Below are 26,945 nucleotides of genomic sequence, written 5' to 3' on the forward strand. Positions count from 1 at the left end.
AAATCGTGCAACAACCGGCAACGACGTCGGTTCGCCGCAGAGAAGAAACGGAAACAGTCATGGCAGACAATAACAACCATATTCCCAGCGTGTATCGGCCGCGCAAGATCACGGTCGCACGCGCCATCGGCTACGGTATGCCGGACATGATGGGCGGCGGCGCATTCACGCTCATCGGCGCGTGGCTGCTGTTCTTCTGGACCACCTATGCGGGTCTGACCGCCATGGAGGCGGCCTCCATCCTGGCCATCGCCCGCGTGGCCGACGCCGTGATCAGCCTGTTCATGGGCGCGATCACCGATAATCTCTACCGCTTTAAGATCGGCAAGAAGTTCGGCCGTCGCCACTTCTTCCTGCTGATCGGCTCCCCGCTTATGCTCGAGTTCATCCTGCTGTGGATCACCGGCCTGAACTACTGGTACTACCTGATCAGCTACGTGCTGTTCGAGCTCGTGGCCGCCATGGTGCTCATCCCGTGGGAGACGCTGCCCACCGAGATGACCGAGGACTACAACAAGCGCACGATGCTGTCCACCGCGCGTCTGGTGATCTCCTCCGGTAGCTCGTTCCTGGCCACGTTCCTGCCCGGCCAGCTGTTCAAGATCTTTGGCGAGGACAATCCGATGTCGTACACGTTCAACGCGATCGTGTTCGCCGTGATCTACATGGTGTCCGTGTTCATCGCCTACAAGACCACGTGGGAGCGCCAGATCACCCCGGAGATGGCCGCCAAGCTCGAGGCCAAGGCCAAGGAGGGCGCCGGCCGTACGTTCGGCGAGCAGCTCAAGGCCTACATCGCCACCGTGAAGCTGCGCACGTTCCGCAAGCACCTGATCGTCTACCTGTGCACCTTCACCGCCAAGGACACGTTCAACGCCGTGTTCGCCTACTTCGTGGTCTCCGTGCTCGGCCTGTCCGCCGGCGTTTCCAGCGGCGTGCTGTCGCTGAACATCATCGGCCTGCCGTTGACCATCCTCGTTGGCTACCTGCTGGTCAAGTTCAGCCCGCGCTGGGTGTGGTGCGTCGGCATCGTGGTCGAGCTCGTCGCCTTGGTCGGCTTCTGGGTGCTCTCCGGCACCAGCATGAACGACCTGACGATGTGGCTGTACGTGGTCGGTCTGGTCTACAACATCGGCCTGGGCGCCGTGATCGCCACCCCGTGGAACGTGTTCCCGATGATCCCGGATCTCGACGAGCTGGTGTCCGGCGAGCATCACGAGGGCCTGTACGCCTCCGTCATGACGTTCGTGCGCAAGTCCACGGTCGCCGTCGCCACGTTCGTGGTCGGTCTGGTGCTCACCGAGGGCGGCTACGTCGAAGGCCAGATCGAGCAGTCGGTCGGCACCCAGCACACGATCACCGGTATCCTGGTGTTCGGCACCGGCGCGCTGCTGCTCGTCGCCCTGCTCACCGCGGTCACGTTCCGTCTGAACAAGACCACGCACACCGTGGTCAAGGACGAGCTCAACCGTCTGCGCAACGGCGGCCACAAGGACGACGCCCCCAAGGAGACCCGCGAGCTCATCGAGAAGCTCACCGGCACCAAGTGGGAGCACATCTGGGCCACCAACCCCAACCAGTGATCGCATAAATCTCCGGCCGCCGGCCCTCTCTCCCCGGCGGCTGCCCAACCTTACTGCTCCTCAGAAAAACCAAAGGACACCGAAGGACCTTTCAATGAAGAAATCCGACAAGATCATCGCCCTCGAATCCAACAGCGACTACATCCACATCACCACCGGCGGCAGCCAGCTGCGCGTCTACCTCGTCGACGACGACACCATCCGCTTCCGCTGCACGTTCGACGAGGAATTCGCCCCCGAGCATTCGTACGCACTGGTCAAGACCGCGTGGGAGGACGATCTCGACGAACTGTTCGCGAACGAACGCACCCGCGTCACGCCCATCGCGCCGAACGTCGAGGAAACCGACGACTACTACGTCACCCGCACCGCCAAACTCGAGATCCGTCTGACCAAAGACCCGTTCGGCATCGAGATCTACGACACCGACGGCAACCTGCTGTACAAGGATCTCAAGGAACGCACGTTCATGGAGGACTCGCACGGCCGTCGCTACCACTACTCCGTGATCAACGCCGGCGACCACTTCTACGGATTCGGCGAGAAGACCGGCAAGCTCAACAAGCGTCTGCAGTACCTGCGCATGCACAACACCGACACCTGCGGTCACGATGCCGAACTGTCCGATCCTCTGTACAAGCACATCCCGTTCTACGTGCGCTTCAACGACCACACGCGCAAGGCCATCGGCGTGTTCTACAACAATCCGTTCGACTCCGCGTTCGATCTGGGCCGCGAGTGGAGCGGCTACTGGGACAAGTACTCGTTCTACTGCACCGACGGCGGCGACGTCGACATGTTCTTCATCAACGGCCCGACCATCCCCGAGGTCGTGGAACGCTACACCGACCTGACCGGCAAGACCGCGCTGCCGCCGCTGGGCAACACCGGCTACACGCATACCACGATGTTCTACACGGAACTCGAAAAGGACGTGGACAAGGCGATCCTCGAATTCGTGGATCGCTGCAAGGCCAACGACATTCCGTTTGACATGTTCGGCATGGCGTCCGGCTACACGTGCATGCCGAACGGCAAGCGCTACCAGTTCCACTGGAACAGCGCCAAGTTCCCCGATCCGGCCGCGTTCATGGCGGAGATGAAGAAGCGCGGCGTGGCCGTCACGCCCAACGTCAAGCCCGGCATCCTCACCACGCACCCCGACTACGACGAGTTCGCCGACGCCGGCGCGTTCGTCAAGGACGAGACGGGGAAGAAGCCGGAGAGCGAACGCTACTGGGGCGGTTTCGCAGGCTTCCCGGACTTCACCAGCAAGGCCGGACGCGAGATCTGGGAGCGCCACATGACCGAGGCGCTGCTGGACAACGGCATCGAAGGCATCTGGGACGACAACTGCGAGTTCGACATCCAGAACGCCGACGCCGTGGTCGACGGCGACGGCCGACCCACCACCGTGGAGGGCATGAAGCCGGTGCTCGGCAACATGATGGCCTACACCGCCAACCACGCGCTCACCCAGGCCCGCCCGAACACGCGTCCGTTCATCATCAGCCGCGCCGGATTCGCCGGCATCCAGCGGTATGCGCAGACCTGGGCCGGCGACAACTACACCTGCTGGAAGACGCTCAAGTACAACATCCCCACCATCCTCAACATGGGCCTGTCCGGCGCTGCCAACCACGGCTGCGACATCGGCGGCTGGTTCGGCCCCGCGCCCGAGCCGGAACTGCTGGTCCGCTGGTTCCAGGAGGGCGTGTTCATGCCGCGCTTCATGACGAACTCGTCGAACACCGACAACTCCGTCACCGAACCGTTCATGTACCCGAACTACACGCCGTACATCTCCCGCGCCGTCAAGCTGCGCTACGCGCTCGCGCCCACCATGTACTCGCTGCTGCGCGAGGCGTCGGTCAAGGGAAGTCCCGTCATGCGTCCGCTCGTCTACGAGTTCCCGAACGACCCGAACTGCTGGGACGAGAGCTTCGAGTTCATGTTCGGCCCGAACATCCTCGTGGCGAACGTGACCGATCCGGGCGCCACCGAGAAGAGCGTGTACCTGCCGGCCGGCACCGACTGGTACGACTTCCGTTCCAAGAAGCGTTACGAGGGTGGACAGACGATCAGCGTGCCGGTGGATCTCGACACGATCCCCATGTTCCTGCGCGCCGGTGCGATCGTGCCGATGACCGATGGCGTGACCAACCTGCACACGCAGACGATCGACCATCTCACGCTGCTGGTCGAGCCCAGCGCGGCCGGTTCGTTCACGCTGTACGAGGATGACGGCGAGACCAACGACTACAAGGGCGGCAAGTATCTGGCCACCACGTTCGAGATCGCGCCGGGCGCGGCCGCCAATCCGTACAGCACCGATGGCGAGAACAACGCCGGCACGTTCCCGGCGAGCGACGAAAGCCATGAGGTGACGGTCATCCGCGCCACCTGCGACGGTTCGTATGCCAGCCGCGTCGAGCGTGTGGAGATGGACGTGTTCACGCACAACGTGCAGCCGTTCACCGTGGCGATGTCCGGTCCGTCCGGCGAGCGCTTCATCGAGAAGTTCTTCGATCCGGCCAAGTGGGAGGCCGCCGACGAGGGCTGGCTGTACGACATGGAGACGCGCACCACGCGCATCAAGTACGCCAATCCGTCCGGCGACTACGAGATCCGCGTCAACTACGCGATCAACGACCTCGTCAAGATGTAGCCTCCTCTCCCTCGTGCTCCCTCCGAGGGAGGGAGCTGGCCGGCTACGCCGGACTGAGGGAGGGATCTTGCTCCTCGCAGGCTTCACCTCATCAGTCAGCCTTCGGCTGCCAGCTTCCCCTCAAGGGGAAGCCGGGTCATCCCTCCTTCATCCTTCCCCTCAAGGGGAAGCCCGGTCATCTCTCTTCTTCTCCTTCCCCTTGAGGGGAAGGAGTCGGCGTCAGCCGACGGATGAGGTGACCGCCAGCCCCTCCTCCGGGAAACCCAACGAAAACCACTCACCCGATCCCCGCCGCGATAAGTGGATTGATGGCGGCGATGCTGTCCCGTTGCACGAACGACGATTCGAAATGCAACGGCACGGCATCGCCGCCATCGTCGTTTACGCCGGCCGTTCCGTCAGCGCCGCCGATTCCACCGCCGGGCGCGATGTGCAGCAGCCGGTCGATCACGATCTTTGCCGCCGCATGGCCCATGTCGCGCCGCGGGAACGATATCGTGCTCAACGACGGCGTGATCGCCCGTCCCATGGGAATGTCGTCGATGCCCATCACCGAGATCTGCTGCGGCACGCCGATGCCGTGCGATTCGAGGAACCGTATGAACTCCACGGCGATGGCGTCGTTGAACGCGATCACCGCCGTGGTCGGCCGCTCCATGAACGCGTCGAACGCCGCGGGGGCGTTGCCGTCCAATGGGTAGGCGCAGGGCAGGAGTCGGCAAGTCAGGCCCATCGTCTGGCATGTGGTGAGGATCGTGTTGCGTCGAACGCCGTTCTGCCATGAGTTGTCCGGTCCGGCGATGTAGCTGATCGACCGGTGCCCGAGCCGTGCGAACACGCCGATGGCCCGGCGTAGGCTCGGCGCGCAGTCGAAGGTCACGCTGGTCACGCCCGGTACCACGCGGTTGAGTACCACTACGGGTTTGAGCTGCGCGAGTTTGCGAATGGCCGTGTCGGGCATGCGCGTGGAGTCGAGGATCACGCCGTCCACGTGGTTGAGACTGCGTTTGATGATGGCGAGCTCGGCCGATGTGTCCTCTTCGGTGTCGTTGACCATGAGCCCGTAGTTCTTTTCCACGCAGTACTGCTGCACGCCGCGCGCGTATTGTGCGGAAATCGGATTCTCCAGATCGGTGACCACGATCGAGATGAGTCCGCGCAGTTCGTCGTCCTCACGGCTGTGGTGCACGATCGTCTCGGTGCGGTAGCCCAGCTCTTCCGCGGCGTCATGTACGCGGCGCAGTGTGGCGGCGCTCACCTTGCCGGGGCGTGAGAACGCTCTCGATACGGTGGCGATGGACACACCGGCCGCCTGTGCCACGTCCCAGATCGTCGCCTGGCCCGGCTTCGCCCGTTCCGTTCGATTGTCGTTCATGAGCCTCCCGCCGTTGCTATTCCACTGCCGGGATCGGCTGATCCGGCGCCGGTCCCACGCTTTCGCGTTCGATGAACGTCGAGTATCGTACGACTGGCGTGGTGCTGCCGTCCGACGTGTGCAGAATCTTGGAGATGAGCTTGCTCGACGCGTCGGAGCCCATCTCCTCGCGCGGGATGTGCACAGTCGCCAGCGGCGGATTGCTGCGCGCCGACTCCGGCGTATCGTCGATGCCGATCACCGACACCTGTTCGGGGACGCGGATGTCGGCCGAGGCGAGCAGATCCATGAACTGCAGGGCGAAGATGTCGTTGAACAGCACCACGGCGGTGGTGGGGCTGCGCATGAACTCGCGGAACGCGTCTTCCATGAGCGAGCCGGTGGCGCGTGTGGGCAGATGCGGGCCGGCGATGCGGCGCAGTTTGATCTGTTCGCGTTGGCATGCCACGAGCAGCGCCTGCCAGCGCAGTCCGTTCTGCCAGGAATTGTCGGGTCCGGCCACGTAGCTGATCGATCGGTGGCCGAGCGCCTTGAGCCGTCGCACGATCTTGGTGAGCACGGGGCGATCGTCGCTGATCACTGACTGCACGCCGCTGACGAGTCGGTTGACCACTACGGTCGGGCGCATCTGCGCGGCCTTGCGCACGGTGGAGTCGGACAGTCGCGACGACGTGAGGATCAGTCCGTCCACCTGCGAGGTCATGCGCATGATCGTGCTGCGTTCCAGATCGCGGTTTTCCTCGGTGATGGCCGTGAGCAGAATGAAGTTGCGGTCGAGACACGGCTTCTGCATGCCGTCCACGAAGTCGGCGAACACGGAGTATTTGAGATCGCTGGCGGTGGTGAGGATCATGCCACGTAGCGCATCGTCGTTCTGCGGTTCGAGATTCTTGGTGCGATACCCCAGTCGTTCCGCCACTTCGCGCACTTTCGTGGCGGTTTCCAGATTCACCCTGCCGGGTCGTGACAGTGCTCGGGAGACCGTGGTGGGGGAGACTCCTGCCTCCTTCGCCACGTCGCGGATGGTGACCTTCATGGATTCGCTCATCGGTATGCTCCTATGCTGTTCGTCGGGCGGATGCGACCTTCCTCGGCCCGTCCGTCCGTTTTCATGCTAACCGCTGCCCGCGCCGCATTCCAGTATTTTCACATGAATAGTTATCGACAGGTAAGTTTCGTGACATGGTTTTCCTTCCCTTTGAGAGGAAACCCAGCCGTCCCTCCTTTTCCTTCCCCTCGGGAAACTCGGTAGGGCTGCTCGCTCTTCTCCATCCTTCCCCTTGAGGGGAAGGTGTCGGCGCTAGCCGACGGATGAGGTGCAACGCTTCTGCTTGATTCCCTCGTGCTCCCTCCGAGGGAGGGAGCTGGCCGGCTACGCCGGACTGAGGGAGGGCACGCATCCTTTCAGGTCCTATTCCCACCTCATCAGTCAGCCTTCGGCTGCCAGCTTCCCCTCAAGGGGAAGCCCGCTCGTCCCTCCTTTTTCCTTCCTCTCAGCGGTAAGCCCGACAAGGTGTCCATCTTTTCATCCTTTCTCTCAACGGGAAACTCGGTAAGGCCGCTCGTCCTTCTCCATCCTTCCCCTTGAGGGGAAGGTGTCGGCGCAGCCGACGGATGAGGTGATTCGCATCAGCGAACGCAAGATACGCATCGGCACAGCCAATTCCTCACCCCTGTGGAAAACTATGGAAAGAAAATCCACCCCCGTTTTTCTCGCATAAAGTGAGAATCACTGGAACGGAACCGACAACGAGGTACCGGTACCGCTCCTTCAACCTCGACCAAGCACACACTCAACCGAACTCACCTCAGTATGGTCCGCGCGCATCGATCGCACGCCGACCCGGAACAAAAGGATGGCACACATGCGTTTTTCCGAAACCCTTCACGATGGATGGCTCTTCACTAAGGAGGCCGTCGACGGCGTTCCCGCCTACGCTCCGGGTCCCGAATGGGAGGCCGTTGAGGTTCCCCACACCTGGAACGCGTTCGACGGTCAGGACGGCGGATCCGACTACTACCGCGGCGCCTGCTGGTACGTGCGTCAGCTGACCCTCAAGCCCCATGCCCCCGAGACCCGCGTGTACCTGGAGTTCCAGGGCGCGGCGAACGTGGCCGAAGTCTACGTCAACGGCTGCAAGGTCACCGAGCACGTCGGCGGCTACTCCACGTTCCGCGCCGATATCACTACTGCGCTCATGCCGGGCGAGAACGTGCTGGCTGTGAAGGTGAGCAATGAGGAGCGTTCCGACGTCTACCCGCAGATGGCCGACTTCACCTTCTACGGTGGTCTGTATCGTCCGGTCGAGGTGCTGTACGTCAACCCGACCCACTTCGATCTCGACTACCATGCCGGCCCCGGTGTGACTGTCTCCTCCACGATCAAGGACGGCGCCGCGGTGCTCGACGCCCGTGCGTGGGTGACCGATGCCGCCGAGGGCGACGTGGTCAACTTCCAGATCTTCGACGACGACGGCAACGAGGTGGCGTCCGCCGCCCAGCCGGCCGACGTTGACGGCGGCAAGGTCCGCACCGAAATCGTCATTCCCGACGCCCACCTGTGGCAGGGCGTGGAGGACCCGTACCTGTACGAGGTCGTCGCCACGATCATTCGTCACAACGAAGTGCTCGACGAGGTTTCGTTCCTGCACGGCGTGCGCGAATTCCGCTTCGACCCGCAGGAAGGCTTCTTCCTCAACGGCAAGCTCACCCCGCTGCGCGGCGTCTCCCGCCACCAGGACCGCCTCGGCAAGGGCAATGCGCTGAGCCTCGAGGATCACGTCGAGGACGCCTACCTGATCAAGGAACTGGGCGCCAACACCATCCGTCTGGCCCACTACCAGCAGTCCCGAGACTTCTATGATCTGTGCGACCAGCTTGGCTTCGTGATCTGGGCTGAGATCCCGTTCATCTCCAAGATGAACGACGATCCGGCCGCGCATCAGGACTGCCTGAGCCAGATGACCGAGCTCGTGATCCAGAACTTCAACCACGCGTCGATCCTCATGTGGGGCATCTCCAACGAGATCCTCATCGGCGGCGACAGCCCGCAGCTCGTGCAGAACCTCAAGGAACTCAACGATCTGGCCCACTCGCTCGACCAGACCCGCGTCACCACCATGGCGCAGGTGTCCAACACCCCCAAGGACTCCGAGCACAACCAGATCACCGACATCCTCAGCTACAACCACTACTTCGGCTGGTACGGCGGTCACCTCGAGGACAACGAGGCCTGGCTCGACGACTTCCACGCCATGCACCCGGACCGCTCCTTCGGCCTGTCCGAGTACGGCTGCGAAGGCATCATCAGCTACCACACCGACGATCCGCAGTGCGGCGACTACTCCGAGGAGTACCAGGCGCTCTACCACGAGCACATGGCCCGCATCATCGACGAGCGTCCGTGGCTGTGGGGCACCCACGTGTGGAACATGTTCGACTTCGGCTGCGACGCCCGCAAGGAGGGCGGCGTCGAAGGCCGCAACAACAAGGGTCTGGTGACCATCGACCGCAAGATCAAGAAGGACTCCTTCTTCATCTACCAGGCGTACTGGTCGGCCGAGCCGATGGTGCACATCTGCTCCAAGCGCTACGCCCGCCGCGCCGCCGACACGATCGACGTCAAGGTCTACTCCAACCAGCCCGAGGTGGCGCTGTCCGTGGACGGCAAGCCGTTCGCCACGCTGGCCGCCTCCGCGCAGGACGATCCGCACATCTTCGTGTTCAAGGACGTGCCGCTCGCCGAGGGCTACACGCATGTGACCGCCCGTGCCGGCATCGCCGAGGACTCCGCCACCTGGCAGAAGGTCGCCGAACCGTACGAGCCGTACAAGTTCGTCGATCCGGAGGGCGGCAACATCGTCATGAACTGGTTCGACGATGTCTCCGCCGACGACGGTCTGGCCGTCGACGCCCCGTACGACGAGTCCTGCTACTCGGTGCACGACACCGTCAGCGTGATCCTCGACAACCCCGAGGCCTCCGCCACGGTGACCAACGCCGCGTCCAGCATCGCGAACATGAGGATCAAGGCCAGCATGCTCGGCGTGCTTGGCAACAAGAGCCTCGTCGAGATGTTCGACCAGCTGCGCAGCATGTCCGGCAAGGCCGAGGATCTGGACCAGAAGCTCGCCTACCTCAACAAGCAGCTCCAGCAGATCAAGAAGTAGCTTCCAGCCCGGTCCGACAGGACCCTGTGCATTCGTATCGCCTTGTGCGATGCCGCTATATCCAGAGCCCCGAAGCGTGTTCCCTTCCCCACGCTTCGGGGCGTTTTCATACTCTCCTTCGATCCCATCGTGCTCCCTCCGAGGGAGGGAGCTGTCCGGCTACGCCGGACTGAGGGAGGGCTCGCATCCTTTCCGGTTCCATTCCCGCCTCATCAGTCAGCCTTCGGCTGCCAGCTTCCCCTCAAGGGGAAGCCGAGCAAAGCCGTCCGCCCTTCGTCATCCTTCTCTTCAAGGGGAAGCCCGGCAAGGCCGGCCATTCTTCCCCTCAAGGGGAAGCCGGGTCGTCCCTCCTTCTTCCTTCCCCTTGAGGGGAAGGCGTCGGCGCAGCCGACGGATGAGGTGCATCACTTTCGCCTGATCCCATCGTGCTCCCTCCATGGGAGGGAGCTGTCCGGCAAAGCCGGACTGAGGGAGGGATCCAACGCCCCGAAAACCTCCCACTCACCCCATCCCCACCTCCCGCGGAAACTCGTGGAAACATTTTCGTCGCCATGTTTCCCCGTATAAAGTGGGAACCACGCAGCGAGGCGATATGAACAACATTCATCCACGCTGCAAAGAGAAGTAACAGCAACATACCCACGTCACGCACAAACAGGGCCGTGCGTGTTCGACTACCGCTTTGAAACCTGGCAAGTGAAAAAGCGCATCCGCACGAGGAAGCGTGGATGTTTGGTCTCCGAAAAAATCTGGCTCTGTCATGCCCAAGGGAGGGAATGAAAGCAATGAGTGCTGCAAGCAATGCCAAGGCGGTCAAGCCGTTCGGCATGAAGGATAAAGTCGGCTACATGTTCGGCGACTGGGGAAATGACTTCATGTTCATTTTCGCCAGCTCGTTCCTCATGGTGTTCTACACCAAGGTGATGGGCATCTCCGGCGCTGTGGTCGGTACCCTGTTCCTGATCGCACGAATCATCGACGCCTTCGCCGACGTCACCGTGGGCGTGGTGGTCGACAAGGCCAAGACCCACCCGAACGGCAAGTACCGCGTCATCATGATGCGCATGGCCGCTCCGGTCACCATCTTCTCGTTCCTGATGTACCAGACCTTCGCCATCAACTCCTCGATGGGCGTCAAGATCGCATACATGTACGTCACGTACATCGTCTGGGGCATCCTCTACTCCTGCGTGAACATCCCCTACGGTTCCATGGCCTCCGTGATCTCGCCCGAGCCCGAGCACCGCACCAGCCTCTCCACCTTCCGTACCGTGGGCGCCACCTGCGCCTCGCTGATCATCGGTGTGGTCGCCCCGCTCATCATCTACACCAAGGACGAAGCCGGCAACCAGATCATCCGTGGCGGTGAGGGCACGCACATCTTCATGTGGGTCTCCCTGATCTTCGCCGTCGGTTCCTTCCTCTGCTACTTCATCTGCTACAAGATGTCCACCGAGCGCGTCAAGGCCGAGGATCACTCCGGCGCCAGCGCCGCCGAGGAGCGCAAGTCCATCGGTCACATGCTCTCCAGCGCCTTCTCGTCCCGCGCTATGGCCGGCATCATCGGCGCCGCCATCGCTCTGCTGATGGCCATGCTGTTCATGCAGCAGATGGCGAACTACCTCTTCACCGACTACTTCAAGAGCTCCGCCCTGCTGTCCACCGTGAACCTGATCTGCAGCGTGCTCACCTTCGCCATCGCGCCGTTCGCTCAGCCGCTGGCCAAGAAGGTCGGACACAAGGTCATGGGTGTCACCGGTTCGATCATCGGCTGCGCCTGCATGTTCATCCTGTACGTCATCCACACCACCAACGCCGTGCTGTTCTCGGCCCTGTACATCCTGACCTTCCTGGGCATCGGCCTGTTCAACATCGTGATCTGGGCCATGATTACCGAGGTCATCGACGACATCGAAGTGCACAAGGGTGTTCGTGAGGACGCCACCTGCTACTCCGTGTACTCTTTCGCCCGCAAGCTCGGTCAGGCGTTCGCCGGTTGGTTCTCCGGTGCCGCCCTCGGCTGGATCGGCTACAAGGAAGGCGCTGCGGTGGTGCAGTCCCAGGAGACGCTGGATGGCCTGTACATGTACGTCACCCTGCTGCCCGCCATCTTCTTCGGCGTCATGCTCCTGATCCTCATCTTCATCTACCCGCTGAACAAGAAGCGCGTGGATTCCAACGCCGCGGCCCTCAAGGCCAAGCGTGAGGCCAAGGCCGAAGCCTGATAATCCTCGAAGGGCTCCCACCACGGGAGCCCTTCCCATTACCCCTCGCTTTACGTGCTCCCTCCAGGGGAGGGAGCTGTCACGCGAACGCGTGACTGAGGGAGGGCTTCCATACCCGCGCACCTATCCAAATCTGTCCATCCATCCACTCACCCCAACCGAAAGAAGACAACGATGCCTTTTGAATCCCTCTACCCCCGCGTCACCGCCACCCGCCGCATGCAGAGCATGAACGGCTCTTGGGACTTCCAGTTCGACCCCGAATCCAAGGGCGTGGCCGAGGGCTGGACCAAGGGTCTGCCGAACCCGACCGACATGCCGGTTCCGGCAAGCTTCGCCGACGTGTTCACCGACAAGTACTCCCGTGAGTACACCGGCGACTTCTGGTACGTCACCACCCTGTTCGTGCCGGGCGAGTGGAAGGACGGCAGCGTCGACATCCGCTTCGACTCCGCCACCCACGCCGCCACCGTGTACGTCAACGGCACCGAGGTCGCGCATCACGAGGGCGGATTCCTGCCGTTCGTCGCGCACATCAACGACGCCGTCAAGTGGAACGACTACAACATCGTGGCCGTCAAGCTCAACAACGAACTGAGCTGGCAGACCCTGCCGGTCGGCGAGACCTATCGTCTGCCCGACGGCACGCTCGTCAGCGCACCGTACTTCGACTTCTACAACTACTCCGGTCTGCAGCGCAACGTGAACCTGCTGTACACGCCGAACGAGCGCATCGAGGATCTGGACGTCGTGCACCACATCGACGGCTCCGACGCCCACGTCGACTACACGGTGGCCACCTCCGGCGATCATGACGTCGAGGTCGTCGTGCTCGACGAGGACGGCGTCGAGGTCGCCCTCGCCAACGGCAAGCAGGGCACGCTCGACATCAAGGACGTGCACCTGTGGAACCTGCGCGCCGCCTACCTGTACAAGTTCGTCGTACGCATCAAGGACGGCGACACTGTCATCGACGAGTACTTCGACGAGATCGGCATCCGCACGGTCGAGGTGAAGGACTGCAAGATCCTGGTCAACGGCCGCGAGGTCTACCTCAAGGGCTTCGGCCGCCACGAGGACTCCAACGTGCACGGCCGCGGCTTCGACGCGGTGATGAACAAGCGCGACTACGAGGACATGAAGTGGATCGGCGCGAACTCGTTCCGCACCTCTCACTACCCGTACGCCGAGGAGCAGCTGTACGAGGCCGACCGCGACGGCTTCTTCGTGATCGACGAGGCCCCGACCGTGGGCATGTTCAAGTCCACGATGAACTTCCTGGGCGCGTCCGGTGCCGTCGGCAACGACAAGCCGAAGACCTTCTTCGAGGAGGAGTCGGTGCAGACCGAGACCCTGGCCATTCACCGCCGCACCCTCGAGGAGATGGTGGCCCGCGACAAGCGTCATGCCTCCGTGTGCGCGTGGAGCCTGCTCAACGAGCCCGACACCACGAACGAGGCGGCCGTGCCGTACTTCGAGTCCATCTTCGATCTGGTGGCCGAGATCGATACGCAGAAGCGTCCGAAGACCTATGCCTCGATCATGATGTCCCCGGCCGGCGTGGACAAGACCCATCACGTGGCCGACTTCCTGATGCTCAACCGCTACCACGGCTGGTACGTCAACGGCGGCTACGCGATCTCCAAGGGCACGATCGAGATGAAGGCCGAGCTCGAGAAGTGGCACGAGCTGGAGCCGACCAAGCCGATCATGTTCTCCGAGTACGGCGCCGACACCATGGCCGGCATCCACAAGCTGCCGAGCGTGATGTGGAGCGAGGAGTACCAGGTCGAGGTCATGAAGATGTGGGCCGAGATCTTCGACTCCTACGACTGGATCGTCGGCGAGCAGCCGTGGAACCTCAACGACTTCCAGACCACCGAGGGCATCATGCGCGTGGACGGCAACAAGAAGGGCCTGTTCACCCGCGACCGCCAGCCGAAGATGGCCGCGTTCTTCCTCAAGGACCGCTGGACCGCCATCCCCGACTACAAGGCCTGACGCCCGCGCCCTTCCCGCTGCATGCTCCCTCCTCGGGCCATCCCTTCGTGCTCCCTATGTGGAGAGGCCGCGCAGCGACTCCATCTCTCCGCGCTCTCTCCCAAGGGCGTCTGCCAGCGGCCTCATCTCTCCGTGCTCCCTCCTCGGGAGGGAGCTGGCCGGCGTAGCCGGACTGAGGGAGGGTTTCGGCCCTATTCCCACCTCATCCGTCGGCTGACGCCGCCACCTTCCCCTCAAGGGGAAGGATGAAGGAGGAATGACCTGGCTTCCCCTTAAGGGGAAGCTGGCAGCAAGGGGAAGGATGAAGGAAGGACGACTTGGCTTCCCCTTAAGGGGAAGCTGGCAGCCGAAGGCTGACTGATGAGGTGCAGCGCTTTCACCCGATGATGTTGTTGCGCTCCCTCCCAGGGGCTGACCGGCGTAGTGAGGGGGTCACACCCTCACCTCTTTAAAAATTGGAAAATAATGGAAAGCCGTTGTTCTTGCGACGGCGGCTTCCCTACGATACGAAGTAGTTCGGTTCGAATAACGGCGTTCACCTTCCATGCCCGTCATTCTCCGATCTACTTCCCCTGATTTTGTCCGCAATGCCAGGGCGGGCAACAGTGAATGGACGGCGATGCCGTGGACCAGCTTGGAGGCCAGGTCCCGGTATCGTCGTCCTTTCTTTTTGCGCCGCGTCCACGTCGGCACATCCACGTCGTCGCGTCCGTATGGTCCGTATGTCGAAATCTGCCCGCGAATACGTCTTACTATGCGAAAACTTCCGCTCTTTACATCACCAAACCTCCGTTTTCGCGTCGATTTTCGTCCTTTTGACGCTGTGAATTGCGGATTTCGGGTATTTGGCGCCCCGAATTTCTCCCACCCTTGCCGAGTGCGATATCAAAGTGATATCATTTTGGTATCAGATGATCCGGTTTGCCGAAGCTCGTCGACCGGGATGACGTGCATCGGCGCGGATCGCGATAGGAAAGTGGGTGGTTGCAATGGGAAAGAACGGCGACGCCAACAAAGGTGGCGTCGGCATGGACGGAGCCAACAAGAATGACAAGGCCATCGACCGCGTGAGCGGGGGAGTGGCGACTTCGGTCTCGACCCCGACCGTGGAACGTGAGGGCAGGGCCGGAAACGGCTGGAAGGCGCTCGCGTGGTCCCTGATCGGTTGGGTGGTGTCCATCGCGTTCATCGTCGCCGGTTCGACGACGATGGGCTCCGCAGAGAAGGGCGACGTGCCGTTTGTCATCGGTGTCGTGCTGCTGATCGTCGGCATCGTCGCGGTGGTCGCCATGACCATTCCGATGAGTGGATTCTTCACGCTGCAGCCCAACGAGGCGCGTGTGCTCGTACTGTTCGGCGAATACCGCGGCACGGTGCGCGGCACTGGCTTCTACTGGGCGAACCCGTTCTATTCGCGTACGCTGCGGCCCGCCGATGCCGGAGAATCCGTCGAGGAAATGGCGGGCAAGGGCGGTAAAGGCAAGACCAAGGCCGATGCACCCGCAGGGATTTCGGCCAAGATCTCGTTGAGGGCCCGTACGCTCAACGGCCCGAAGCTCAAGGTCAACGATCGCAACGGCAATCCGATCGAGATCGCGAACGTGATCGTCTGGCGTGTGGTCGACACCGCCAAGGCCGTGTTCGACGTCGATCAATACGATCAGTTCGTGACCACGCAGTCCGAGACCGCGCTGCGTCACGTGGCCAGTCGATATGCCTACGATCACAATGCGGAAAGCGATGATGCCGCCGCCGGTGAGATCACGTTGCGCTCAAATATTTCGGAAGTGTCCGAAGCGCTGAAGGAGGAGCTTGCCGAACGTCTGGCTCCGGCCGGCATCGCCATCGACGACGCGCGACTGACCCACTTGGCGTACGCGCCCGAGATCGCGCAGGTGATGCTGCGCCGTCAGCAGGCCGAGGCGATCATCGCCGCGCGCACCAAGATCGTGCAGGGTGCGGTGAGCATGGTCGACATGGCGCTCAAGGAACTGGAACGTGATGGCGTGGTCGATCTCGACGAGGAGCGCAAGGCCGCCATGGTCTCGAACCTCATGGTGGTGCTCTGCGGCGACAGCGATCCCCAGCCCGTGGTCAACGCCGGCACCCTCTACAACTGACCTTCCCCAGGTTCCCCCTCAGCCCGCCATGCGGCGGCCGGCTCCCCTCAGCGAGGGGAGCCCATGGGGTTTGGGTACGTAGAGGCTTATGACAAATACTCGTGGCTTTCCTCTCTGAGGGGGCAGCCTCCACTACTCCGGCTCCCTCCTCGAGGGGAGCTGCCGGCAAAGCCGACTGAGGGGAGTGGTGGGTTCATTCTCGTATGGTCGGATTCTCCCCTCAGTCCGCCGTACGGCGGCCGGCTCCCCTCCAAGAGGGGAGCCACGGGTGCTGAATCTCTTACTTGTCGGCAAGCCTCAACATACCCGAGCCGCGGGTGTTGTGCCTGTCGGTTCCATTGCAGTGGCTTCCCTTCCTGAGGGGAGCTGTCTGCGTAGCAGACTGAGGAGAGCTGGCACCTCGAAACCCCTCGCATCCCGTCGATTCCAACATGTTCCGGCATCGAGCGCCGCAAGCGCCCAACCGCTCCGCCGGCCGCGCTAAACTATAGAGCTCGTCCGCACGGAGTCTGTCGGTTCGCAGCCGGACGCCGTCATGCCGTCCGGACTCGTCCGCGACCATGCTCGACGAGTGCGCGCACCTTCCGTGCGTTCTCATCCCCGGTATCCCCGGTTCCAATCTCGGAAAGGAGACATCATTGGCGAAGAAGCAATACCCGCTGAGGGTGGATCCCGAGCTGTGGGCCGCCGCGGAACGCTGGGCCTCCGACGAACTGCGCTCGGTGAACGGCCAAATGGAGTTCATCATCCGCGACTCCCTCAAGCGTGCCGGCCGACTCCCCAAGGATCTCCCGCCGACCCGCACCAATTCCCGCCATTAGCTGCGCTCTGCAACGTCCGGCATGGCCGTGCATTGACGTGCTCCCTCCGAGGGAGGGAGCTGTCGGGCGAACGCCCGACTGAGGGAGGGATTCAAGAGCTGCCAAGCCGCAGAATCACCGACTCCCGCCTCTAACCAAACTCCCCGCCGCCAACCTCGCTCACTTCACCCCAACTCCCCGCAACACTCCGGGCGTGTCGCAAACTTGCGCTCGTCCATCCCCATGGTGTATAGTCCAAGTTTTGTAAACCACAGACCGTTGGTTGGAGCCGCAAGGTTCCCGAAGATTGCCAGCGCAGGTTGAGAAACAACGCCTTGGATTCAAGGTGCCGTGATGCACGCATGCGTCACAATGCTTGTTCGCTCCGCCTGTGCGCGGGGCTTTTTTATTGCTCTCATGGCTTTCCGGAACAACTCACGGCCGAATTAGGAAGGAACGCCATGTTAAGGCCCGAAAAGGCTGAGGTCATCGCACAGCTTACGGAGCAGTTCCGTAACGCCGACGCCGTGTACCTCACTGAGTACCGCGGGCTGAGCGTGCCGCAGATCTCCGATCTGCGCGAAAAGCTGGGCCGCGATACTTCCTACACTGTGGCGAAGAACACGCTTGCTCGTATCGCTGCGAAGGAAGCCGGCATCGAAGGCCTCGAGGATCTCCTCAAGGGCCCGACCGCTGTGACTTTCGTCTCCGGTGACTACGTCGAGGCCGCCAAGGTCCTGCGTGATTTCGCCAAGGACAACAAGCAGCTCGTCGTCAAGGGCGGCTTCGCCGATGGCACCGTGTACGATGCCGAAGGCGTTACCAAGCTCGCCGACCTCGAATCCCGCCCGGTCCTCCTGTCCAAGATCGCGTACTCCCTCAAGGCTGTACAGACCAAGACCGCTCAGCTGTTCGTCGCTCTGCCCACCAAGGCGGTGCGCACCGTGGACGCTCTGCGCGAAAAGCAGGAGAAGGCCGCCTGATTCGCATTCTCCTAGGTTCCCTAGGACTGCGACTCGCCGCTTAAAGAAACAAAAAAATTTTGGTTGGTCGGTGATTTCAAGACCTTAACAAACCGACCGCCGCTGAATGAAAGGAAGCCATAATGGCTAAGCTCAGCAACGAAGAGCTCCTGGAAGCTTTCGGTGAAATGACCCTCGTCGAGCTCTCCGAGTTCGTGAAGGCCTTCGAGGAGAAGTTCGACGTCGAGGCTGCCGCTCCGGCCGCCGTCGCCGTTGCCGCCGCTCCGGGCGCTGCCCCGGCCGAGGAAGAGAAGGATGAGTTCGACGTCATCCTCTCCGCCGTTGGCGACAAGAAGATCCAGGTCATCAAGGCCGTGCGCGCTCTGACCTCCCTGGGTCTGGCCGAGGCCAAGGCTCTCGTGGACGGCGCTCCGAAGGCCGTTCTCGAGGGTGCCAAGAAGGAAGACGCCGAGAAGGCCAAGGCTCAGCTGGAAGAGGCTGGCGCCACCGTCGAGCTCAAGTAATGATGGCGGCGTGAGCCGCGCATATTACATATGCTTGTTGGAACCCCGTTCCGTGTTCATGCACGGGACGGGGTTCCTGTATTTCCGCACAATGTATTTCCGCACAATGTGCAGATGTGCGACGCGTCCGTCGTTCCACCGCAAATAATTCGGGAAGCCATGACACAATAGTGTTTGAGTGTCGTTTTGGGTTAGAGGAGGCATACGCTGTGAGTGATCAGCAATGGCTAATCAGGGTCAATGGCGTCGACGAATTGCGTGTCGATGCGGGGCAGACCGTGGTGATCGGCCGTAAGCCCCTGCGCCCCATGGCAGCGGAGCAGGGGACGATCCGTCTGGATGTGGAGGACACGACCAAATCGATGTCGAAACGTCACGCCCGTTTCGAGGTGGCGGACAATCTCAGCGCCAAACTTGAAGACACCGGCTCCACGAATGGTACGTATGTGGTTCGCGACGACGGCGAACTCATGCGTATTCCCGCCGGTCAGGCGTTCATGCTGCCGCGTTCTCCCATGCGATTCCAGTTTGGCGACGTTCCGGTGGATTTTCTGAAGGTGCAGGCCGAGGCGCCGAACCGTCAGGTGACCGATCTGTTCTCATTCGCCGCGCCGGGCGGCCAGCAGAACGTCGATGCCGCGTCGATGAGCGTGGATGACATTCTTGATCTTCGCGCCGGTGAACCCACTGGTCTGTTGAACACCAATACCGTGCGCAGCCGTATCGATGCGTTGCATGATCGTGCCGTGGCCGATCAGCTGCGACAGGGGCGTGGCACCGGCGGTTTCGTGGGCGGCTGGCTGAACGCGAATGGTCAGCCAACCGGGCAGCCGGCGTCCATCCAGCCGGTGTTCACCGCCAATCGCGCGGCACAGCAGCAGCCGATCGCACAGCAGCCGGACCAGCAGCAGGCCGTGGTGCGTGACACGCAGCCGCTGCAGCAGAACGTACAGCAGGCGCCGAACGCACAGTCCAGTACGCCGCAGTCCAGTACGCCGCAGTCCGATCTGCAGCAGGCCGCCGCGCAGAACATCGCGGACGACACCGCGCGCGATGCATCGGATGAACCGGTGCAGCCGGCAACCGTCGCCGTGAATCCGAACGTCGGCATCGTGGCAAACGATGCGAATGCCGTCGCGGCAAACACCGCCGTAGGCGCCGCGGAAAATCCGTCCGAATCCATCCCCGCGACGACTCCCGAGGGCGGCGTGTCTATCACGGCCACGACGCCCGCCGCAACCGATGCGGTCGACGTGCCCGTCATGCAGGAGCGACCCGAACGTCAACCCGAACCGCGCGATCTGTTCCAGGACGCCGCAGCGGCCCGTCGCAGCACTGCCGAACGAGTGAGCGCCCTGCCCGTCATCGATGCGAGCGGTGGCGTGATCGGCGGAGGCATGCGTCCGAACGCCGCTCTGGAACAGGCCGCCGCAGCCGATCACGGTCCGGCACCTCGTACCGCGTTCACTCCGGTATTCGAAGCCGGATCCGTCTTCGAACGGCTGTCTCGCGGCGAACTCAACCAGCCCGAGCCCACCATCGAGGTGGACGGCTTCACTTCGGATCAGGCCAAGACGTCGCGTAACTTCGACGAACAGTTCGACATGGCCAACCATCCCGAGCTGCTGCCGTTCCTGGCGATGAACCCCGCGCTGTACCCCGATCTGTACGCGTGGCTGGAACTGCAGGGCAACGATGACATCGACCAGGCGCTGAGCAACAACAGCGGCTATCAGGAATTCAAGGCCGCCAAAGAGGAGTAGAGACGAACACCATGAATGCAACCGAGAACAAGCTCGAACCGGCGGCCGCATTGGAACGCATCCGTTCGTGGTACCGTGAGTACCGCAACGAGCACGGACCTTCCCCGGTGGAGGATCTGTCCCAGCTGGAGGCGCGTCTCGATCTGACGCATGCGCATCCGTCGGGTATCGCGCAGCTGTTCGCCAGCGGCCACGTGCAGCTGAGCAGCCTGTTCCGTGACAGCGGCATGCTGCGCGCCGGTCAGCGTCGTCTGTCGCGCGTGCTGGAGGATCAGATCGCGGTGGAAAGCGCCAGCGGCAACGCACAGCTGTCCCTTGCCGTGGGCGTGGCCAGCTGGAAGGGCTCGGCCATGCCGCTGCTGCTCTACCCGGTGCAGGTGGATCAGGAAGAGGGCGCCGAATCCCTCGCCCACGCGCAGATCCGGTTCACGTCCACCGCCACGCTCAATCCGGCGTTCATCTCCGCCATGCATGATCAGGGCGTGATGCTCGACGAGGATGCACTGCTTGACTCGTCGCAGTACGCCGACAATTCCCCGGAGACGTCCGCACTGTTCTCCCGCATCACGTCGTTGGTGGGCGATTCGGTGGATTCGTTCATCGTTGAGCGCGAGATCATCCTCGGTTGCTTCATTCACTCGTCCACATTGTTCATCGAGGAGGCGCAGACGCTGCTGCGTCGCATGGAGCGTGGTGTGACCGGCAACGATCTGCTCGACACACTCGCCGGCAACGACAAGGCCGCCGCGTTCCTGTCGGAGTATCCGGTCTCCTCGTACACACCGTACGACATCGATCCGCACAACGAACTCGAGATCGGCGACGTCGATAACGTCACGCGCTACGCCGCGCAGATTGTGTCGTCGGGCGCGTCCGCGTTCGTCGATCTGCCGGGCGGCCGCGATTCCGAATCCATCGCCGCCGGCGTGACTAGTCGTGCCATCATGAACGGCAAGACCGTGCTGTACGTGCCGTGCGTGCCGAGTCAGAAGCGTCGGTTCGTCAAGCAGGTCAAGCGTTACGACATGTCCGGCATGCTGCTCGACATCAACGACAGTGCGTTCAACAACGCCATCGACCATCAGCTCATCGCGGCCGTCGGCTTCCAGCCCGGCACGGCCAGCGCACACTTCGACCAGGTGGCCGACGAGCTCGTGGGCGTGCGTACCCGTTTGGCCCGCTATCTTGGCGACCTGCACGGCAAGAACAAGGAATGGGGCATCTCCGCGTACGAGACGATCCAGAACCTCGCCCGCATCTCCGCGCTGCCCACGCACCCGGCCACGCACGTGCGCCTGACCGAAGGCACGGCCCGACAGCTGGGCAATTCCATGGACGCGTGGAGCAAGAAGCTCGTGCGTGCCGGCGAGCTCGGCGAGTTCGAGATCGGCCCGGAGGACACGTCGTGGTTCAAGGCCGCCGTGTACAGCGAGCAGGAGGCCGTGAACGCCTACCAGCGTGTGGTCCGTCTACTCGAGAAGCTGCTGCCCGACGTGCGCGAGCAGATCCGCATGGTGGTGGAGACCTGCGGATTCCCGATCCCGAACACCATGCAGGAGTGGAGCCGCCAGGTGGTGGTGCTCAAGAACCTGCGCCGCGTGCTCGACGTGTTCCAGCCGGCCGTGTTCGAGCGTGACATCCCCGCCATGATCGAGGCGTCCAAGTCCAAGGCCGCCCGCAAGACCGAGGGCACCACGATGGGCTTCTGGGAGCGTCGCCGCCACGTCAAGGAGGCGAAGAGCCTGCTGCGTGTGGGCGCCCAGGTGGAGGATCTGCACGAGGCGCTGCTCGTGGTGGCCAAGCAGGCCGAACAGTGGCGCATGTTCGTACCCCACGGCGGATGGCCCGTGCTGCCGCCCAAGCTCGACGACATCATCGACACGCAGGACGCGATCCTCTCCGACCTGACCGCGCTGAACAGCGTGCTTGCTACCACGCCCGACGGCGCCGAACTCGAATCCGTGCAGTTCGCTGCGCTTGAATCCCGTCTGCAGGCCCTGTTCGACGATCATCGTTCGCTCGACACTCTGCCCGAACGCAGCGCACTCGAGCGCGACTTCGTGGCCAACGGACTCGGCGATCTCGTCGACGACCTGCGCAACCGTCGCGTCTCCAAGGACGCCGCCCCCGGCGAACTGCAGCTCGCCTGGTGGACCACCATCTTCGAACTGATCGTGCACTCCTCGCCGATCATCTCCAATCAGGACGGTTCCGTGCTCTCGTCCGCCTCCGAACGCTTCGCGCAGGTGGACGCCGAACACGTGGCCAGCGTTGGACCGATGGTCAACCAGGAGATGACCAAGCGACTGAGCGAACTGCTGTTCTCCCGCTCGCACGAGGCGAACCAGCTGCACACGCTGCTCGCCAACCCGGCCCGTGTGCCGCTGAGCCGCCTGCGCCGCGACTACCCGAACATTCTCACCGCCACCAAGCCGATCCTCGTGGCGTCGCCCGCCACACTCGTGGCGAACACGTCGCTCGGCCATCTCGCCGACATCGCCATCATCGACTCCGCGGCCCACATGAACCCGCTGGAACTGCTGTCGATCCTGGCGCGTGTGGATCAGGCGGTCGTCATCGCCCACCGCGAGACCATCACGTCGCCCGCAGTGGCGGCCCTCGTGCCGTACCTCAAGCAGCTGAAGGTACGGGCGCGCGTCGACCATCGCGACCCGCGCATCTCCCGCTTCCTTGAAGACAACGGATACGGCAAGGTGCCGCTCATGCTGTCGTCGATGCCGAACCCGCGCGGCGGCGTACGCTACACGCGCGTCGAGGCCAGCGGCGTGCCGTCGCCCGTCACCGGACTGGTGGAAAGCAGCAAGAGCGAGATCGACAAGGTGATCGAGCTGGTCATCGGCCGCGCCACCGGATTCTCGATCGTGCCGGCATCCTACTCGCTGACCATCGTGACCATCTCCCAGGTGCATCGCCAGCGCATCGGCGCCGAACTCAAATCCCGCAGCTCCAAGGATCCGGGACTACGCAAGTTCCTGCGCCACGTGCGCATCGTCAGCCTCAACGAGGTCAGCGGCGTGGAATCCGACGACGTGATCATCACGCTCGGCTTCGCGCGCACCACGCACGGCCGTCTCCTCCAGCAGTTCGGCATGCTCGAACTCAACGGCGGTGACGCCATGCTGCTCGACGCGCTCGCGCTCGCCCACGTGCATGTGGATGTCGTCTCCTCGTTCGGTTCCCAGGATCTTGATGACGAGCGCCTGCGCCAGCCCGGTGCTCAGCTCATGAAGAAGCTGCTCGCCTGGTGCGAGCACCTCGACGAGGTGAAGGTGCCCGAGCCGCGCCCGCTGCCCAAGGAGTCGAGCACGCTGCTCATCGATCTGGCCGAACGTATGCGCGCCCGTGGCCTGCACGTGGAGCTCAACTACGGCTATCCCGACGGCATGAGCATTCCGATGGTCGTCGGCCTGCCCGGCAAGCCGTTCATTCTGGCCATCGAAACCGACGACGCCGGATTCATGTCGATCCCGTCCACACGCCAGCGTCACCGCTTCGAGATGGAGGATCTGCAGGCCATGGGCTGGTCGGTCATGGTCGTGTGGAGCGTGGCCGCCTTCGTCAACCCCGACAAGGAGGTCGACCGCGTGGTGGCCCGCATGGCCGAGCTCGTCGGTGCTACCGGTGCCGCCGGTGCCGGTGCGAAGGGTGCCCAGCCGCGACCCGCGTCCGGCGTCCCGGCCGGTCGTGCCGCCGGCGCTGCCAGTGCCGCTGGAACAAGGACCGCGTGATGACCGCTGATTCCACTGCCGGCTCCACTGCCGGCTCCACCCAGTCGGGCGCATCCCGGCGCAAAAAGCATCGTCGCGTGGTGTTCAAGGGAACGGAACGGTTCGACGCCGAAGGATTCTTCGACGCCGAACCTTCCAACGACCCCGACGCCCTGCGCGAGCGCGCCAACAAGTCCCGCGACGACGACCAGCGCATCCTGACCGAACTGCCCCCGCACTGGGCCAAGTTCGACGCCGAAGGCCGCCGCTGAAGAGACATATCCTTCCCCTTGAGGGGAAGGTGTCCGCCAACGGCGGACGGATGAGGTGCTACCAGTGAACTCTCCATCCGCGTTTGTCGTCATTCCGGTTAGGATATGTAACCGATTGTCTTTTGACTTTGACGTTCGACTTGACGCTTGATCTGTGAAGTCCTGTGAGTTGTGGAGGAGCTACTCATGCCTACGTATCATTACCGTTGCAAGAACTGTTCGTACGATTTCACCGAACAGCAGTCGTTCACCGACGACCCGATCACCGTCTGCCCGAAGTGCGGCGAGGAGCAGGTGCACAAGGTGTACGCCGCCCCGTCCATCGAGTTCAAGGGCCACGGTTTCTACCGCACCGACGGCGCATCCTCCAAGAAGTGAGTCGCATTCGTCGTAAAAATTTGTAGCGCACCCACATGGTCATGTGCCCACGATCGTTGCAATTGCAACGCTAATGCACATTCGACCACATTGGTCGCCAACACTGGCCAAGGCATGTCTTCATCACGCACAGTGGAGACATGCCTTTTTCATTATTTTCATCATCGTCCCGCCGACGTGACGACACCGTGGCCGCCCGTCGACGTCGTGCCCTCGTACGCCGTCTGACCATAGCGGTATGCGCCGGTCTGTCGGTGTGGCTGATTCTGCAGTGTCTGATGTCGTTGGTGGCGCGCGGCCCCGTGGCGGTGGCGTCCGCATCGATTTCCCGTGGTTCGACGATCACCGCCGCCAGCGTGACCATCGAACAGGTGCCGGTTTCCGCGATCACCGAGTCGGCGTTTTCGTCGGCGGACGATGTCGACGGACTGATCGCGCAGGTGGATATCGCCAAAGGCGAGCCGATCATGCGGGGAATGGCGACACGTGCGCCGGTGGTGGCCGCCGACCATACCGCCGTCGAGATCACGGTGTCAAGTTCGACGGATGCGCTGATGCCGGGGCGCGCCGTGCGATTGGTGGCCGCCGACCGTGTGCTCGCCGAATCCGCCATGGTGGTGAAAGTGCCGGAACGGGGGAGCGACGACTCCAGTGGGATTCTGTCCGGTCGGGGCGGCGATGACGCCACGGTGACGGTCGCGCTTACCGCCGAGGAGGCCATGGCCGTGCTCGCCGCCCAGGAAGCGGGCCCGATTCTCGCTGTGGCGCTCAGCGACGACTGAGACGGGCTTCGCGGGTGATCCCTCCCTCAGTCACGCTGCGCGTGCCAGCTCCCTCCCCAGGAGGGAGCACCAGATACAACCCCTTCGTGCTCCCTCCTGGGGAGGGAGCTGTCGGGCACCGCCCGACTGAGGGAGGGGTCCTCTCCGCGCAGACAGCAGTCTTCTACCGCACTCGCGCAAACCCCTCCGGCGTCAGCACTCCGTCAACCGGCATGTCATGATCCTCGCGCGGCAGCTCCCGGTCCACGAACTCCCACGGCCACACCACGGCGGTCACACTCGTGCCGGGCCGGCGCAACGCGAGCATGCGATCGTACCATCCGCCGCCGCGGCCCAGCCGCCATCCGTCATGATTCACCAGCACCGCCGCGGTGATCGTCATGTCGGCATCGGCAATGGCCTCCGCGGGCAGCGTCTCGCCGTCCGGTTCCTGCGGTCGGCGCTCGCCGGCGTCGGCAAGATCGTCCATCCGTTCCAGCACGCCCCAGCCGAGATCACGGCCGGCGCCCAGTCGCGGCACCAGAACTCGCACATCTCGCGCCAGCAGGTCGCGCAACAACGGCAGCGTGGACACCTCCGTACCCATCGACACGTATGCGGCCACCGTGCGCACGTCGTCGAACAGACCGGCTTCCATCGCTGCGTCGGCCAGGCGCTCGCCGGCGGACTCCCGTTCCTCCGGCGTGGTCAGCCGGCGGCGGGCCAAGACCACGTGCCGCAGCGCGGACTTGTCATGCACGTCGTCGGGGAATGTCAGATCAACGGGCTCATTTGCAACTTCGCTCATGTCACGGTTCTATCAGTCGCCTTCCACCGTCCACGTCCGCTGACCGCATGACGAACATCCCCGTGTGAAGTCCGGCCGCTTGTACGTCCCTCGGCGGAACATGGTAGCCATGTTCCGGCTGTTTTCCAGAAATCAGGTGTCCGAGACGGGTAATGCAGACTTCCGCGTGCCGTCCGTGCTTGAGGCGCCGCAGGGATTCGCGCCGCTGCGACTTCGCCCCATGGTCGGCGCGGATTGGGATGAATGGAGCGCCGCCCGCCAGCGTAACGAAGAATGGCTCAGGCCGTGGGATTCCGGCGACCCGCTGCACGGTGCCCCCGTAACGTTCGACGAATGGCTCAATCGTCAGCGTGAGGCGGAGCGTTTGGGACGTGGCATCATTCTGCTGATGGAGCTCAATGACTGCATTGTTGGACAGATTTCGCTCGGCGCGGTCAACTATGGTTCCATGCGTACCGGCACCGTCGGGTATTGGGTCGACGAGGCGCATGCCGGACGGGGGTTGGCGCCGCTCGCTCTGGCCATGATCGGCGACTGGGCGCTCACCGATCCGACCGGCCCGCAGCTGCATCGCATGGAGGTGGCGATCCTTCCGGAGAACGAGCGCTCCAAGCATGTTGTGGAGAAAGTGGGGATGAATTTCGAGGGGGTACGGCACAGTTATATGTATGTGAACGGCCAGTGGCGCGATCATGAGGTGTATGTTCTGCTTGATTCCGACGTTTCCGGCTCGTTGACGAGTCGTCTGAAACCGGAATCGGGCCCGACACACCGCCCGTGAGCCTTCGCGTTTTTTCAGGAGGTTACC

The 26,945-nt window shown here is 62.9% G+C and carries 18 protein-coding genes; 15 read left to right on the plus strand and 3 right to left on the minus strand.

Annotated elements, in window-relative coordinates:
- The first annotated feature begins 59 nt into the window (after positions 1 to 59).
- Positions 60 to 1,583 (plus strand): MFS transporter, encoded by a 1,524-nt coding sequence (locus tag D2E23_RS07490; protein ID WP_093960783.1) that lies wholly within the window; start codon positions 60 to 62, stop codon positions 1,581 to 1,583.
- A gap of 94 nt (positions 1,584 to 1,677) precedes the next feature.
- Positions 1,678 to 4,251, plus strand: a complete 2,574-nt coding sequence (locus D2E23_RS07495) for a glycoside hydrolase family 31 protein (protein WP_126030339.1) — start codon at positions 1,678 to 1,680, stop codon at positions 4,249 to 4,251.
- A 277-nt stretch (positions 4,252 to 4,528) separates the two neighbouring features.
- Here the strand turns inward: D2E23_RS07495 and D2E23_RS07500 are convergent, their stop codons facing one another.
- Positions 4,529 to 5,626 (minus strand): LacI family DNA-binding transcriptional regulator, encoded by a 1,098-nt coding sequence (locus D2E23_RS07500; RefSeq protein WP_126030340.1) that lies wholly within the window; start codon positions 5,624 to 5,626, stop codon positions 4,529 to 4,531.
- A 16-nt stretch (positions 5,627 to 5,642) separates the two neighbouring features.
- Positions 5,643 to 6,674, minus strand: a complete 1,032-nt coding sequence (locus D2E23_RS07505) for a LacI family DNA-binding transcriptional regulator (protein ID WP_126030341.1) — start codon at positions 6,672 to 6,674, stop codon at positions 5,643 to 5,645.
- An 817-nt stretch (positions 6,675 to 7,491) separates the two neighbouring features.
- Here D2E23_RS07505 and D2E23_RS07510 point away from each other — a divergent pair.
- The 12 genes from D2E23_RS07510 (at position 7,492) to D2E23_RS07565 (ending at position 25,350) form a co-directional block, all read left to right on the plus strand.
- Positions 7,492 to 9,795 (plus strand): glycoside hydrolase family 2 protein, encoded by a 2,304-nt coding sequence (locus D2E23_RS07510; RefSeq protein WP_126030342.1) that lies wholly within the window; start codon positions 7,492 to 7,494, stop codon positions 9,793 to 9,795.
- 785 nt (positions 9,796 to 10,580) lie between these two features.
- Positions 10,581 to 12,020 carry an MFS transporter gene (locus tag D2E23_RS07515; protein ID WP_126030343.1) on the plus strand — a complete coding sequence of 480 codons (1,440 nt, stop codon included), beginning with the start codon at positions 10,581 to 10,583 and terminating at the stop codon, positions 12,018 to 12,020.
- Positions 12,021 to 12,194: 174 nt separating this feature from the next.
- A complete protein-coding gene (gene uidA / locus D2E23_RS07520; RefSeq protein WP_126030344.1) occupies positions 12,195 to 14,021 on the plus strand; it encodes a beta-glucuronidase in 1,827 nt (608 codons plus the stop codon).
- A 989-nt stretch (positions 14,022 to 15,010) separates the two neighbouring features.
- The gene (locus D2E23_RS07525) at positions 15,011 to 16,141 is read left to right on the plus strand and encodes an SPFH domain-containing protein (protein WP_214306352.1); all 1,131 of its coding nucleotides are present in this window, start codon (positions 15,011 to 15,013) and stop codon (positions 16,139 to 16,141) included.
- 638 nt (positions 16,142 to 16,779) lie between these two features.
- Complete coding sequence (locus D2E23_RS07530; protein ID WP_126030345.1) at positions 16,780 to 16,962, plus strand: type II toxin-antitoxin system antitoxin; 183 nt, start codon at positions 16,780 to 16,782, stop codon at positions 16,960 to 16,962.
- A gap of 440 nt (positions 16,963 to 17,402) precedes the next feature.
- Entirely contained in the window at positions 17,403 to 17,924 is a 522-nt protein-coding gene (gene rplJ, locus D2E23_RS07535) for a 50S ribosomal protein L10 (protein ID WP_093959710.1), read from the plus strand.
- Positions 17,925 to 18,046: 122 nt separating this feature from the next.
- Entirely contained in the window at positions 18,047 to 18,427 is a 381-nt protein-coding gene (gene rplL / locus D2E23_RS07540; RefSeq protein ID WP_093959709.1) for a 50S ribosomal protein L7/L12, read from the plus strand.
- 209 nt (positions 18,428 to 18,636) lie between these two features.
- Positions 18,637 to 20,190, plus strand: coding sequence for a variant leucine-rich repeat-containing protein (locus D2E23_RS07545; RefSeq protein ID WP_126030346.1), 1,554 nt, complete (start codon positions 18,637 to 18,639; stop codon positions 20,188 to 20,190).
- 11 nt (positions 20,191 to 20,201) lie between these two features.
- Complete coding sequence (locus tag D2E23_RS07550; RefSeq protein ID WP_164520734.1) at positions 20,202 to 23,939, plus strand: helicase; 3,738 nt, start codon at positions 20,202 to 20,204, stop codon at positions 23,937 to 23,939.
- Positions 23,939 to 24,190: a hypothetical protein gene (locus D2E23_RS07555; protein ID WP_126030347.1), complete on the plus strand. Its 252-nt coding sequence runs from the start codon at positions 23,939 to 23,941 to the stop codon at positions 24,188 to 24,190. Before D2E23_RS07550 ends, D2E23_RS07555 begins: the two co-directional genes overlap by 1 nt.
- 186 nt (positions 24,191 to 24,376) lie before the next feature.
- The gene (locus tag D2E23_RS07560) at positions 24,377 to 24,568 is read left to right on the plus strand and encodes an FmdB family zinc ribbon protein (RefSeq protein ID WP_093959706.1); all 192 of its coding nucleotides are present in this window, start codon (positions 24,377 to 24,379) and stop codon (positions 24,566 to 24,568) included.
- Positions 24,569 to 24,708: 140 nt separating this feature from the next.
- The gene (locus tag D2E23_RS07565; protein WP_126030348.1) at positions 24,709 to 25,350 is read left to right on the plus strand and encodes an SAF domain-containing protein; all 642 of its coding nucleotides are present in this window, start codon (positions 24,709 to 24,711) and stop codon (positions 25,348 to 25,350) included.
- A gap of 163 nt (positions 25,351 to 25,513) precedes the next feature.
- Here the strand turns inward: D2E23_RS07565 and D2E23_RS07570 are convergent, their stop codons facing one another.
- A complete protein-coding gene (locus D2E23_RS07570; RefSeq protein ID WP_126030349.1) occupies positions 25,514 to 26,137 on the minus strand; it encodes a 5-formyltetrahydrofolate cyclo-ligase in 624 nt (207 codons plus the stop codon).
- A gap of 109 nt (positions 26,138 to 26,246) precedes the next feature.
- Between D2E23_RS07570 and D2E23_RS07575 the strand changes: the two genes are divergently transcribed.
- On the plus strand, positions 26,247 to 26,918 hold the full coding sequence (locus D2E23_RS07575) for a GNAT family N-acetyltransferase (protein ID WP_126030411.1): 672 nt from the start codon (positions 26,247 to 26,249) through the stop codon (positions 26,916 to 26,918).
- The last annotated feature ends 27 nt before the right edge of the window (positions 26,919 to 26,945 follow it).

This window comes from Bifidobacterium callimiconis (assembly GCF_003952005.1).
GTDB classification, from domain to species: domain Bacteria; phylum Actinomycetota; class Actinomycetes; order Actinomycetales; family Bifidobacteriaceae; genus Galliscardovia; species Galliscardovia callimiconis.